General features: G+C 44.3%; 11 protein-coding genes. All 11 read left to right on the forward strand.

Annotation, left to right across the window (positions count from 1 at the left end):
- The first annotated feature begins 80 nt into the window (after positions 1 to 80).
- The 11 genes from tsf (at position 81) to nusA (ending at position 14,004) form a co-directional block, all read left to right on the forward strand.
- Complete coding sequence (gene tsf / locus KE627_RS10955) at positions 81 to 956, forward strand: translation elongation factor Ts (RefSeq protein WP_013727786.1); 876 nt, start codon at positions 81 to 83, stop codon at positions 954 to 956.
- Between the two features lie 257 nt (positions 957 to 1,213).
- A complete protein-coding gene (gene pyrH, locus KE627_RS10960; RefSeq protein ID WP_013727787.1) occupies positions 1,214 to 1,936 on the forward strand; it encodes a UMP kinase in 723 nt (240 codons plus the stop codon).
- A gap of 3 nt (positions 1,937 to 1,939) precedes the next feature.
- Positions 1,940 to 2,503 (forward strand): ribosome recycling factor, encoded by a 564-nt coding sequence (gene frr / locus KE627_RS10965; RefSeq protein WP_014939891.1) that lies wholly within the window; start codon positions 1,940 to 1,942, stop codon positions 2,501 to 2,503.
- Positions 2,504 to 2,518: 15 nt separating this feature from the next.
- Positions 2,519 to 2,977: a hypothetical protein gene (locus KE627_RS10970; RefSeq protein ID WP_013727789.1), complete on the forward strand. Its 459-nt coding sequence runs from the start codon at positions 2,519 to 2,521 to the stop codon at positions 2,975 to 2,977.
- Positions 2,978 to 3,114: 137 nt separating this feature from the next.
- The gene (gene uppS, locus KE627_RS10975; protein ID WP_013727790.1) at positions 3,115 to 3,885 is read left to right on the forward strand and encodes an undecaprenyl pyrophosphate synthase; all 771 of its coding nucleotides are present in this window, start codon (positions 3,115 to 3,117) and stop codon (positions 3,883 to 3,885) included.
- Between the two features lie 12 nt (positions 3,886 to 3,897).
- Positions 3,898 to 4,686: a phosphatidate cytidylyltransferase gene (locus KE627_RS10980; protein ID WP_013727791.1), complete on the forward strand. Its 789-nt coding sequence runs from the start codon at positions 3,898 to 3,900 to the stop codon at positions 4,684 to 4,686.
- Between the two features lie 21 nt (positions 4,687 to 4,707).
- Positions 4,708 to 5,982, forward strand: coding sequence for an RIP metalloprotease RseP (gene rseP / locus KE627_RS10985; RefSeq protein WP_014939894.1), 1,275 nt, complete (start codon positions 4,708 to 4,710; stop codon positions 5,980 to 5,982).
- A 30-nt stretch (positions 5,983 to 6,012) separates the two neighbouring features.
- Positions 6,013 to 7,722: a proline--tRNA ligase gene (locus KE627_RS10990; protein ID WP_013727793.1), complete on the forward strand. Its 1,710-nt coding sequence runs from the start codon at positions 6,013 to 6,015 to the stop codon at positions 7,720 to 7,722.
- Between the two features lie 122 nt (positions 7,723 to 7,844).
- On the forward strand, positions 7,845 to 12,164 hold the full coding sequence (locus KE627_RS10995) for a PolC-type DNA polymerase III (protein ID WP_056939126.1): 4,320 nt from the start codon (positions 7,845 to 7,847) through the stop codon (positions 12,162 to 12,164).
- A 152-nt stretch (positions 12,165 to 12,316) separates the two neighbouring features.
- Positions 12,317 to 12,790 (forward strand): ribosome maturation factor RimP, encoded by a 474-nt coding sequence (gene rimP, locus KE627_RS11000; RefSeq protein ID WP_013727795.1) that lies wholly within the window; start codon positions 12,317 to 12,319, stop codon positions 12,788 to 12,790.
- 17 nt (positions 12,791 to 12,807) lie between these two features.
- Positions 12,808 to 14,004 carry a transcription termination factor NusA gene (gene nusA / locus KE627_RS11005; RefSeq protein ID WP_013727796.1) on the forward strand — a complete coding sequence of 399 codons (1,197 nt, stop codon included), beginning with the start codon at positions 12,808 to 12,810 and terminating at the stop codon, positions 14,002 to 14,004.
- Position 14,005: the final 1 nt, after the last annotated feature.

Consider the following 14,005-nt stretch of genomic DNA (forward strand, 5'->3'; position numbering starts at 1 on the left):
CGCTTTGGACCAATTTGGCCTTGGTGTGGAGTCAGTTTTTAGTCACAATTATTAGTCACAATTAAAGGGAGGCCACTAAGATGGCAAAAATTTCAGCATCTCAAGTAATGGATTTACGTAAGAAGACCGGTGTCGGTATGATGGACGCTAAGAAGGCCTTGGTTGCAACTGAAGGCGATTTCGACAAAGCAATTGAAGTTTTGCGCGAAAAAGGAGTTGCTAAAGCTGAGAAGAAGAGTGATCGCGTTGCCGCCAATGGTTTGGCAACCATCGCAGTTAAGGGTAATACCGCTGCAATCGTTGAAATCAACTCCGAAACCGACTTTGTTGCGTCAAGTGATCCATTCAAAGAATTAGTTAAACGTGTTAGTGACGCAATCGTTGCCAACAAGCCTGCAGACGTTGATGCAGCAATGGCATTGCAGACCGACAAAGGAACTGTTAAGGACGATTTAATTGAAACGACTCAAGTGACTGGTGAAAAAGTTACTTTACGTCGTTTTGAAGTTGTCGAAAAAAATGATGACGAAGTCTTTGGTTCATACCTGCACAATGGTGGACTGATTGGTGCTTTGGTTCAATTAAAAGGCGCTGACGAAGAAACTGCCAAGGATGTTGCCATGCATGTTGCTGCAACTAATCCGGAATATTTGAATCAAGCAGAAGTTCCTGCTGACCGTTTAGCTCATGAGAAGGAAGTTTTGACTCAAGAAGCTTTAAATGAAGGCAAGCCTGAAAAGATCGTTGAAAAAATGGTTGAAGGCCGTCTCCACAAATTCTTGGCCGAAATTTGCCTGGAAGATCAAGACTTCGTCAAAGACCCAGACGTCACGGTTTCCAAATACGTTGCTTCCAAGGGCGGTTCAATTGTTAAATTCGTTCGTTACGAAGTCGGTGAAGGCATCGAAAAGAAGACCCAAAGCTTCGAAGATGAAGTTCGCGATCAATTGAAGTAAGCTGAGCGAATTTAGTTTATAAATCATTTTTCCAAAGATACTGATGTAACCAAATAATAGGGGTTAGGACAGAGCATTCCGCTTTTCCTAACTCTTTTTATTTACCATCATGAATAACTCAACCCTGTTTTCTGAAACATCTCTGTGAACTGGCTGAGAATATTTGATAAGAATTCTTGAATATCCCTGTTTTCTTGTTGATTGCAACGTTAATATGCTAAAATTGGTAGTAACGATTAACTATGGGAGGCACTTGGATGTCTGAAGTAAAATACAACCGAATTATTTTAAAATTAAGTGGAGAAGCATTGGCCGGAGACCGCGGCTTTGGTATTAATCCACCTGTTATCAAAAACGTCGCCCAAGAAATAAAAGATATCTTTAACCTGGGTGTCCAGATCGGAATCGTTGTTGGCGGCGGCAATATGTGGCGTGGTGAAGCCGGTGCCGAGATGGGTATGGAACGTGCTCAAGCAGACTATATTGGCATGCTTGGAACAACAATGAACGGGCTGGCCCTCCAAGACAACCTTGAACATTTGGGAGTTCCGACCAGGGTTCAAACTTCAATTGAAATGCGGCAGATTGCCGAGCCTTATATTCGTCGGAAGGCTGTTCGCCATCTGGAGAAGGGCCGGGTCGTGATTTTTGCTGCCGGCACCGGTAATCCTTATTTTTCAACGGATACCACTGCAGCGTTGCGAGCTGCCGAAATTGGTGCTGACGCCATCTTGATGGCTAAAAACGGTGTGGATGGCATTTATTCATCCGATCCCCGAACTCACAAAGATGCAGTTAAATTTGATACCCTTTCATATATGGATATTTTGGAAAAAGGCCTTAAAGTGATGGACTCTACGGCTAGTTCTCTGTCGATGGATAATCACATTCCATTGGTGGTCTTCAATTTGAACAAGCCCGGCAATATCCGTAAGGTCGTGACTGGTGATAATATCGGAACAACTGTGAAGGAGAAATAATTTATGGCAGATGCACAATCAGTATTAACTGAAGCGAAAGAAAAAATGAAGAATACCCGTGAGGTATTGGAACATGATATGGGCAGTATCCGTGCCGGTCATGCCAACGCCAGCTTGTTGAGTGGGGTCATGGTGGATTACTATGGTGCACCAACGCCCTTAAACCAAATCGCTTCGATTACCATTCCAGAAGCACGGGTGATTTTGATTACCCCTTACGATAAAAGTGCCTTGGAAGGCATCGAAAAAGGCATTTATGAAGCAGACTTGGGCATCAGTCCGGCTAATGATGGAACGGCAATTCGATTGGCTGTTCCCGCATTAACTGAAGATCGGCGTAAGGAAATTGCGAAGCAGGTCAAGGCAACCGGTGAAAAGAGTAAGGTTGCCATCAGAAATGTCCGTCGAGAGGCAATGGACACACTCAAGCGTAGCAATAAGAGTGAAGATATCACTGACGACGAACTGCATCGCTATGAAGATCAAGTTCAGAAATTGACTGATGATGCAATTAAAGGTGTCGACGGAATTGTCGCCGACAAAGAACAAGAAGTCATGAACGGCTAGAAAGAGGTCAATACGATGGCAGATAATCATAATAATAACAATAATAATTCAGATAACGATGAAATTGCGGTTGTCCCTGGAACCGATGAATTTGGCAAGATGCTCTTTAAACTGAATACGCCTGTTACTGAGGACAATTTGGGCGTCTTGGATTATAACGGCGGCCACTTGCAGCCGGTTCAAGATGGTTTATATGCAATGCCTGCATATGTAAACGACGACTTTAACTTATTCTTCATCGTTTCGCAACTGGTTGAAAACGACTGGGTAATTGCCTTTTCTACAGCAACTATTGAAAACGACCATGAAATCACGGACCTTTCAGAACCCTATACAACCGGCAAAGGCTTAAACCTGCTGGGCCAAAAGAGTCCGGAAGATGCCAATAAGCTGTTGAAGTATTTCAACACATTGGCTGAGGCAAACCGCGGTGAATGGCGAATGGTTGAACGTCCAGACGGCGAATCCGACTAATACGAATAGCATTTTATGGCTGGGAAAAAACTTTGGTTTTGTTCCAGCCATTTGGTGTTTAACGATATGTCGCGAGGATCCCATGCTGTTTTTGAATCTGACAGCCAAGCCAACATTCAGTTTTTAAGGAGCGTAAAATGTTTAAGAACACACAAGACAATCAACAAGCAACCCCGCAACTCAAAACAGACAACATTCCGGCACACGTTGCCATCATTATGGACGGTAACGGTCGATGGGCACAGAAACGCCATTTACCAAGGATTGCTGGTCATAAACGCGGGATGGAAACCGTTAAAACGATTACCAAAGTCGCTAGTGATCTTGGTGTTAAGGTTCTGACGTTATACGCGTTTTCGACCGAAAATTGGAAACGGCCCCATGACGAGGTCATTTATTTAATGGGCTTGCCGGTTAAGTTCTTCAACGATTTCGTGCCAGACTTGGTTAAAAATAATGTTCAAGTTCGTGTGATGGGTATCAAGGATCAATTGCCCGTTCAAACTCAAAAGGCGGTTAATGACGCTATTAAAGACACCGCTGACTGTACTGGGATGATTCTGAACTTTGCCTTGAATTATGGCAGCCGTTTGGATATCAGAATGGCAGTCCAGCAAATTGGTCGTCAGGTTGCCAGCGGTCAACTGGATCCAGAGCAGATCACGGATCAAACCATCGATGCAAATTTAATGACCGGATTTCTCGGCGATTTAGCCGATCCCGATCTGCTGATCCGCACCAGTGGAGAAGAGCGCATATCCAATTTCTTGCTGTGGCAGATTGCTTACAGTGAACTTGTTTTTACTGATGTTTTGTGGCCTGATTTTGATCGAACGGTTTTTGAACAAATGATCATGGAATATCAGCAGCGTGACCGTCGGTTTGGCGGAATTAAAACTAGTAAATAGAGGAGAAACAAATTGAGACAACGTGTGATAACAGCCGTAGTAGCTTTATTAATCTTTATTCCAATCATCGTAATGGGTGGAATCTGGGTTGATATTGCCGCTTTGGCACTTGGGATTGTAGCCATCTCTGAAATATTGGTGATGAAGAAGAAATTATTGATTTCACCTGAATCAATTATTGCTTATTTGGGAGTCTGTTCACTCATTCTGCCAGATGCATGGACGAGCTTTTTACCCGGACACATCAGTCAAAACTTTGTCTTCTTTTTGTTTGTTTTGATGCTGCTTCTCCAAACGGTTCTGAGTCGAAACCTGTTCTCATTTGATGATGCCGGAGTAATTGTCCTGGGCATGCTGTATATCGGTATGGGATTTCACTACTTCGTTGCCGCGCGGGGAGTTGGACTGACGGTATTGCTATATGCTTTGTTTATCGTTTGGGTAACTGACAGTGGCGCGTACATTTTTGGTAGAATGTTTGGCAAACACAAGTTGGCACCAAGAATTAGCCCCAATAAAACTTGGGAGGGTTCAATCGGCGGTTCACTTGCAGCCACCATTTTATGTACCGCATTTATCGCATTTTACCCAATTGCCGGACACTCACTCTTGCAAATGTTCATCTTCACGATTATTCTCTCTATAGCTGGTCAATTTGGCGACCTCATTGAATCTGCATTGAAGCGTTATTATGGCGTCAAAGACTCGGGGAAGATTCTGCCTGGACATGGTGGAATCTTGGACCGCTTTGATAGCTTACTTTTTGTTTTACCAATGCTTCATTTGTTAGCTGTTATTTAGTTTTTAGGAGGAAAGTGTCACTTGATAACTACAATTATTGTTTTCATTATCGTCTTTGGTATTCTTGTGATCTTTCATGAGTTTGGCCATTATATTACCGCTAAACGCTCGGGCATTCTTGTCCGGGAGTTTTCTGTCGGGATGGGGCCAAAAGTATTTTATTATCGAAAAAATAGTACAACTTTTACCCTAAGATTATTGCCGCTGGGTGGTTATGTTCGGATGGCCGGTGAGGCCGATGACGGTGAGGACGAATTAAAACCAGGGACACCGGTGACCCTTCAATTGAATGACAGTGGTGTGGTAACATCAATTAACACCAGCAATAAACACTCGCTTTTCCAGGGCATTCCCTTAACCATCACCGATACCAATCTTGACGATAATTTGTATGTCAAAGGATATGAAAATGGTGATGAGTCCCAAGTTAAGTCGTATCCGGTTGATCATGACGCAACTATTATCGAAAAAGACGGGACCGAGTTACAAATTGCTCCTCGAGATGTTCAATTTCAGTCGGCATCGTTGCCTAATCGAATGCTGACAAACGTTGCTGGTGTGTTTAATAACTTATTACTTGCCATCTTGGTATATACAATTTTAGGTTTTGTTCAAGGTGGTGTTGCATCCAATACCAATAAAGTCAATGTCATGCCCACTGATTCAGTCGCCCGGACTGCCGGTGTCAAATCCGGTGATCGAATCGTTGAGGTTGACGGACACAAGACCACTGATTGGCAGGATCTTACTGTTCAGATCCGATCAAAAGCTGATAAGCAAATTTCTGTGAAGGTCCAGCGGGATGGTCAGGATAAAGTCTTAACCATGAAACCCAAAGCCCAGACTTCTGGCGGTCAAAAGACAGGCTTCATTGGCATTACTCAAACAATGGATACCAGCTTTAAAGCCAAGATCCTTTCAGGCTTCACGACGACTTGGACAGTCGCCAAGCAGCTGTTTGGCGCCCTGTGGAGCATGGTTAGCGGCCACTTTAGTCTCAACGATTTGGGTGGGCCGGTGGCAATTTTTGCGACAACTTCCCAAGCAGCCAAGATGGGACTTTCAGGAGTCTTGAACTTCCTCGCATTTCTCTCACTCAACCTGGCAATTATCAACCTCATTCCAATTCCTGGTTTGGACGGTGGTAAACTGATTTTAAACATTTTGGAAGCTATCAGAAGAAAGCCGGTTTCTCAAACAACGGAAACTGTTATCACATTGATCGGCTTCGCGTTCTTGATGCTGTTGATGATTCTGGTTACTTGGAATGATATTGAGAGATACTTTTTACATTAAACAAGTTAATTTTGAAGGAGAACCTTATAAATGAAACAATCACAGATGCTGATCCCAACGTTAAAAGAAACCCCCAAAGGCGCCGAAGCTTTAAGTCATCAAATGTTAGTTCGTGGTGGCTATATCCGCCAGATTTCTGCAGGTATGTACGCATATTTGCCATTGGCCTATCGCGTTTTAAACAAAATTGAAACCATCATTCGCCAGGAAATGGAAAAAACATCAGCTCATGAAATGCTGATGCCCGACATTTTGCCGGCTGATCTTTGGAAAGAGTCAGGGCGCTATGATACATATGGCCCAGAGCTATTCAAATTTAAAAATCGCCATGAAACCGATTTTATTTTGGGACCAACTCACGAAGAGACGTTTACGGCGTTAATTCGCGATTCCATTAAATCATACAAACAGCTGCCACTGGTTCTTTATCAAATTCAAAATAAGTACCGCGATGAAAATCGTCCGCGGTATGGATTACTGCGAAGCCGTGAATTTATTATGAAGGATGCTTACTCATTTGCCACTAACGATGAGGATCTGGATAAAACGTACAATGCAATGGAGCAGGCTTATCGCAATATTTTTGATCGAATTGGTTTGAAGTACAAAGTGATCATCGGTGATGGCGGTGCAATGGGGGGATCTGATTCCAAAGAATTCTCTGCTATGGCTGCTGTCGGCGAAGATACAATTGTTTATTCCGATGAAAGTGACTATTTTGCCAACTTGGAAATGGCCAAATCAAAAGTCGACGACCAGCCTTCAACTGAACCTGAAGCAGACCTTAAGAAGGTTGAAACGCCCAACGCGAAAACCATTGCCGAGGTGGCTGCTTTCCTAAAAGTCTCAGATAAGCAAACCATCAAATCGATGCTGTACATTGCCGATGAGAAGCCGGTGATGGTCCTTGTCCGCGGTGACTACGATGTCAATGACGTTAAATTAAAGAACTATCTGGGGGCTGACTTTCTGGAGTTGGCCACTGACAAACAAGCCAAGACCTATTTGGGGGCAGACTTTGGTTCTTTAGGGCCCGTTGGCGTTGGTGAGGATGTTCGAATCGTCGCTGATCAACGGGTTGCCAACATGAAGAATGCCGTTGTTGGTGCCGATGAAAATGGTTACCATTATGTCAATGCCAATTCTGATCGTGATTTCCGGATTGATGACGTGGACGATTTTGTAGTTGTCAAAGAAGGCGAGAAAACACCTGATGGTAAGGGAACACTGAAATTTACCCGTGGCATTGAAATTGGCCATATCTTCAAGCTGGGTACGCGCTATTCGAAGAGTCTCAAAGCCAACGTCTTGGATGAAAATGGGCGCGCTGTGCCGGTCATCATGGGATCGTATGGAATTGGTGTCAGCCGCCTACTTTCAGCAATTTCTGAACAAAATGCCGATGAAAATGGGTTGGTATGGCCCAAAGCGGTTGCCCCATTTGATGTTCACGTCATCCCTATTAATGCCAAAAAAGCCGTTCAAATGGATTTAGCTCATCAAATTGAAGCCCAATTAACAGCTGATCAATTACAGGTTCTTGTCGATGACCGCAAAGAACGGGCCGGGGTTAAATTTGCAGATTCTGACTTGATGGGAATTCCACTGAGAGTAACAATCGGGAAAAAGGCTGAAGAGGGAATTGTTGAAATCAAAATCCGAAAAACTGGCGAAACCGTTGAGGTTAACGTCACCGAATTGAGTGACACAATCAAAAAAATGTTGAAGAATCTTGACTAATGATGTCGTAACTAATTAATATAGACGTGTGTTTTCGTCACTTCTAAACTGGTTGGACCAAAACTTGGGTTTTGTGTCCAGCCAGTTGTTGTTAAACCGTTATTTTTAGAAGAGGTATTGTGATGAGTTTGGATCGAAATCAATTATTTGAAAAGTTGCTTGAACAGCTTCAATGGACACAGGCAAATGAATTGCCTTATTTTGAGGATGCTAAAATTGATCGCCTGGAAGTTCATAAACAAAGCCAGCGGTGGCAATTTGACATTTCACTTCCACGAATCCTGCCATTTGAGGTTTTTAACGATTTTAATGCCAGACTACAGTCTGCGTTTAAAGAAATCGCTGATGTTTCACTGAATATTTCTGCAAAAAATGATACCTTTACTGAACAACTGCTTCGGCAATACTGGCAATGGGTCGTTCCACATAGTGGGGTTACCTCACCGTTAATGAAGGAATTATGTGCAGACAAGTTTCCCTCCATTGTCGATTCGCGGGTGGAGTTTGTCGCTGAAAATGACATCGTCAAGGACTTTATGACCAACACTGCCTTGGGGCCAATTGAAGATGCCTTTCAGCGGGCAGGCTTTCCTGACTTTACAATTCACACGATCGTCGATGAAAGTTCTTCTCAGCAAAACATTCAAGCCCTCAAGAAGAAAAACGATGCTGCCAATGCGGAATTAGTCAAGAAGGCTAACCAAGCGATCAAGGAGAATGCTCAAGCTCATCCCAAGAGTGGTAACGGTGGGGGCAAGTCAACCATTGGTCGGCGAATCAAAGATGATTTACCCGTAATGAAGATGGAAGAAATTGTAGAAGAGGAACGCTCTGTGGTTGTCTCTGGCTACATTTTCGATAAAGAAATCCGGGCATTGCGTTCCGGCCGCCAGCTTTTGATGCTGAAGATTACTGACTATACATCATCCATTCAAGTAAAGAAATTTTCCAATAAAGGTGAAGAAGCGCTCTTTGAAGGCGTTAACGAAGGCGATTGGGTGAAGGTTCGTGGTAGCGTCCAAGAGGATAACTACTCTCATGAACTAACTTTGAATGCCTATGATATTAACCCCATTAAGACGGTTAGCCGTCAAGATACTGCAGATGATGATAAGAAACGGGTTGAACTACACCTGCACACCACAATGAGCCAAATGGATGCCACTAATAACATTGCTGACTTTGCCAAGCAGGCCAAGCACTTTGGCCAAAAAGCCCTGGCAATCACCGATCATGCGGGTGTCCAAGGATTTCCAGACGCCTTTCATGCCGGCCAAAAAAATGACATCAAGATGCTCTATGGTGTTGAAATTAACCTGGTCGATGACGGCGTTCCGATTACTTACAATGATAAGCACGTTCCGTTAAAGGATGCGACTTACGTCGTTTTTGATACTGAAACAACCGGCTTATCAGCCATTTATGACCGCGTTATCGAGCTTTCAGCCGTTAAAATGCAGAACAGTAACGTGATTGATCAATTTGAAGAATTTATTGACCCGGGTTTCCATTTGTCGGAACGAACGACGAATCTGACGTCAATTACCGATGAGATGGTTCACGGCTCAAAGTCTGAGGAAGAAGTCTTCAAACTTTTCCGGGAATTTTGTGGCGATGCGATTGTCGTCGGCCATAACGTGACGTTTGATATGGGGTTCATGAACACCGGCTACGTTCGTCATGGCATGCATGAGATGCAAAACCCAATCATCGATACTTTGACTTTGGCCAGATTTTTGTACCCTAATTTACGGGGTTATCGACTGAATACCTTGGCTAAGAAATTTGATGTCAGTTTGGAACACCACCATCGAGCAATCTATGATGCTGAAACCACCGGCCACTTAAACTATCTATTTTTAAAGGATGCTGAAGATCGATACGGCATTGTCTATCACGATCAGCTTAATGATCACATGACTGATAACGATGCGTACCGCCATGCTCGGCCGTCTCACGCCATTTTATTGGCCAAAACCCAGGCCGGCCTCAAAAACATGTTTAAAATCGTTTCCTTGTCAAACGTCAAGTACTTCTACCGGGTTCCACGGGTCCCCCGGACGCAACTGGAGAAGTACCGGGATGGCTTGATTGTCGGCTCTGCCTGTTCATCGGGTGAGGTCTTTACAGCCATGATGCAAAAGGGATTGGATGAGGCCCGCCAAAAAGCTGGCTTTTATGATTATCTTGAAGTTCAGCCCAAACGTGCTTACGCGCCACTGATTGAATCCGGTTTGATCGCCGATGATGAGAATCTTGAGCAAATCTTAACCAATATGGTCAAACTTGGCGATGAGCTGGACAAGCCGGTCGTGGCAACCGGGGACGTTCACTATCTCAATCCGCAAGATTACATTTATCGAAAAATCTTGATTAATTCGCAAGGTGGCGCCAATCCTCTGAACCGTCAAGAATTACCCGACCTTCATTTCCTCACAACTGATGAAATGTTGAGTGACTTCAACTTCTTGGGCCCAGAAAAGGCCGAAGAAATTGTTGTGGACAACACCAATCAAATTGCTGATGAAATTGAGGACGTCCATCCATTGAAGGATAAGTTGTACACCCCAAGAATGGAAGGGGCCGAAGACGAGATTAAGTCACGGACGATGGACACCGCCCACGCTTGGTATGGTGATCCACTGCCTAAGATTGTTTCTGATCGTTTGGATAAAGAATTAAAGAGTATCATCGGAAACGGGTTCTCGGTGATTTACTTGATTGCCCAACGACTGGTTGCCAAAAGTAACAAGGACGGATACTTGGTAGGTTCCCGTGGGTCGGTTGGTTCCAGTTTGGTTGCGACCCTCACCGGAATTACTGAGGTCAATCCACTGCCGCCACATTATCGTTGTCCGAACTGTCAACACACTGAATTCTTTACCAAGGGTGAATACAGCTCCGGGTATGATTTGCCACACAAAAAGTGTCCCAAGTGCGGCACCATGATGATTGGTGACGGCCACAACATTCCGTTTGAAACCTTCTTAGGCTTCACCGGAAATAAGGTTCCTGATATTGATTTGAACTTTTCTGGTGATTATCAGCCAATTGCCCATAACTACACCAAAGTTTTGTTTGGCGAAAAGAACGTTTTTCGTGCCGGAACGATTGGTACCGTGGCCGATAAGACCGCATATGGGTACGTTAAGGCTTACGAACGCGATAAGGGTGAAGTCTACCGACAAGCCGAGGAAGATCGACTGGCAAAGGGCGCAACCGGCGTCAAACGGACCACTGGCCAACATCCGGCTGGAATCATCGTTGTCCCGGATTACATGGACATCTATGATTTCACGCCGATCCAGTATCCAGCCGACGATCAGGATGCCGCTTGGCAAACAACCCACTTCGATTTCCACTCGATTCATGATAATATTTTGAAAATTGATATCTTGGGTCATGATGATCCAACGATGATCCGGATGCTCCAAGATTTGTCAGGCATCGATCCAAAAACGATTCCAATGGATGATCCCGGTGTGATGTCGATTTTCTCCAGCCCAAAAATCTTGGGGGTTACTGAAGATCAGATTCAATCTAAGACTGGAACACTGGGAGTCCCGGAATTTGGAACTCGATTTGTCCGTGGAATGCTTGAACAGACGCATCCAAGTAACTATTCCGAGTTGCTTCAGATTTCCGGTTTGTCCCATGGAACCGATGTTTGGATGGGTAACGCCGATGAGCTGATTAAGAACGGAACGGCAACCATTGCCAACGTGATTGGGTGCCGGGATAACATCATGACCGACTTAATCAATTGGGGACTGGACTCTGAATTGTCTTTCCAGATTATGGAAAGTGTTCGTCATGGTCGTGGAATTCCTGACGACTGGCAAGCCGAAATGAAGAAAGCCAAGATACCTGATTGGTATATTCAATCGTGTCTGAAGATTAAGTATATGTTCCCCCGCGCCCATGCGGCTGCTTACATTTTGATGGCCCTTCGGATTGCCTATTTCAAAGTCTACTTCCCAATGGTTTACTATGCTTCATACTTCTCCGTTCGTGCCGATGATTTTGATATTGTCTCGATGTGCAGAGGTAAAGAAGCGGTCAAAAATGCCATGCGGATGATTAATGATAAGGGAATGGAAGCTTCGACCAAAGAGAAGAACCTGCTGACAGTTTTGGAACTGGCCAATGAGATGCTCGAACGCGGGTATCATTTTCAAATGGTGGATTTGGACAAGTCTGATGCCAGTCAATGGCTGATCGATGGTGATACGTTAATTGCACCATTTAATTCAGTTCCAGGATTGGGATTGAACGTGGCTAAGCAAATTGTTGCTGCCAGAGAGGACAAGCCGTTTATTTCCAAAGAAGACTTAGCCAAACGCGGTAAAGTTTCCAAAACTTTGATTGACTTCATGACTGAGAACAATGTGCTGGCGGGATTGCCAGATGAAAATCAGTTGAACTTGTTTGATTTGATGTAAGGCGAGCATAATTGATTTGCACATCGGCGTTAAAACGCGCCAGCCTTGTAATGAATCATCGAATATGTTATAGTTAATTTACTAAATAACTTGTAAGGGAGTGAGCAGAGATGCTCGCTCTTTTTAATGGATAATTTTTAGGAGGCCTATTTTTGAGCAATGTTGTTGAAACGGTCAAACAAGTTGTTGAACCAATTCTGGAAAAACACTCATTTTACTTATTCGATGTTGAGTTTGTAAAAGAGAACAAAAGCTGGTATTTACGGGTTTATATTGATAAAAAAGGCGGCATTACCATTGATGACTGCGTCTTGGTCAGCGATGAATTAAGCGAAAAGCTGGATGCAATGGATCCCGACCCGATCCCCCAGGCCTATTTCCTGGAAGTTTCGTCTCCGGGTGCTGAGCGACCACTTAGAAACGACGCCGAACTCAAACAGGCAATTGGCGAGTATATTCACGTTTCCCTCTATCAAAATCTTAACGGCAATAAAACATTTGAAGGCATCCTGAAGTCGTTGGATGACGACAAACTGGTGCTTCAAAATGATAAGTGGGGTAAGCAGGATACGTTGGAAGTACCGCGGAACTTAATTGCCAAAGCACGGCTTGCAATTCAATTTTAGTTAAAGGAGACACAATAATGAGTAAAGAACTTTTAGGAGCGCTGTCTGCTCTGGAAGAAGAAAAGGGCATCAAAAAAGAGGTTGTCATTGAAGCCTTGGAAGCCGCGTTGGTTTCTGCATACAAACGAAACTACGGTCAGGCCCAAAACGTTGAAGTGTCATTCGACGACAAAAAAGGCGAGATGCACGTTTACGCCGTTAAAACGGTGGTCGACGATGTTGTTGATGACCAGCTTCAGGTATCTCTTGATGAGGCCCTTGAAATTAACAAAGGTTACGAACTGGGAGACGAAATCAAATTTGAAGTGACCCCCAAGAACTTTGGCCGAATTGCTGCTCAAACTGCTAAGCAGGTAATCATGCAGCGGGTTCGGGAAGCTGAACGGGAAAACGTTTTTGATGAATATTCCAAGTATGAAGATGAATTGGTGACCGGAACTGTCGAGCGTCAAGACACCCGATTTGTTTACGTTAATCTGGGGAAAGTTGAAGCCGTTATGGGTTCAAAAGACCAGATGCCCAACGAAGTCTATCGTCCACAGGATCGTATCAAGGTCTATGTCACCAAAGTTGAGAATGCGACCAAGGGCCCTCAGGTGTTTGTCAGCCGAACGGCTACAGGGATGCTCAAACGTTTATTTGAACAAGAAGTTCCCGAGATTTATGATGGAACTGTGGAAATTGTCTCAATTGCCAGAGAGGCCGGCGACCGGGCCAAAGTTGCCGTTCGCTCAAACAACTCCGACATTGACCCGGTTGGAACCGCCGTTGGCCCAAGAGGTCAGCGGGTTCAAACCATTGTTAACGAACTCCACGGCGAAAACATGGATATCGTTGAATGGGATGAAGACGATGCATCTTACATCGCCAACTCCTTGAATCCCGCAGAGGTCATTGATGTTATCTTTGATGATGACAACGAGCGGGCCTGCACGGTCATTGTGCCTGACTACCAGTTGTCATTAGCAATTGGTAAGAAGGGGCAAAATGCTCGGTTGGCAGCTAAGCTAACGGGCTTCAAGATTGACATCAAATCAGAAACTGAAGCCAAGGAAATTCTTGCCGACAAAGCCGCTGCCGCTAGCGATGATACAGAAGCTGATGAGGCTTCCGACCAAGGCGATCAAACAGAGGATTCAACTGAGGATGCCCCGACAGACGGTGCGGATGTTAATACCAATCCCGATGAGTCGAATGAGGACACTCAAGACTAAT

The organism is Lentilactobacillus buchneri, from assembly GCF_018314255.1.
Taxonomy (GTDB): Bacteria; Bacillota; Bacilli; order Lactobacillales; family Lactobacillaceae; genus Lentilactobacillus; species Lentilactobacillus buchneri.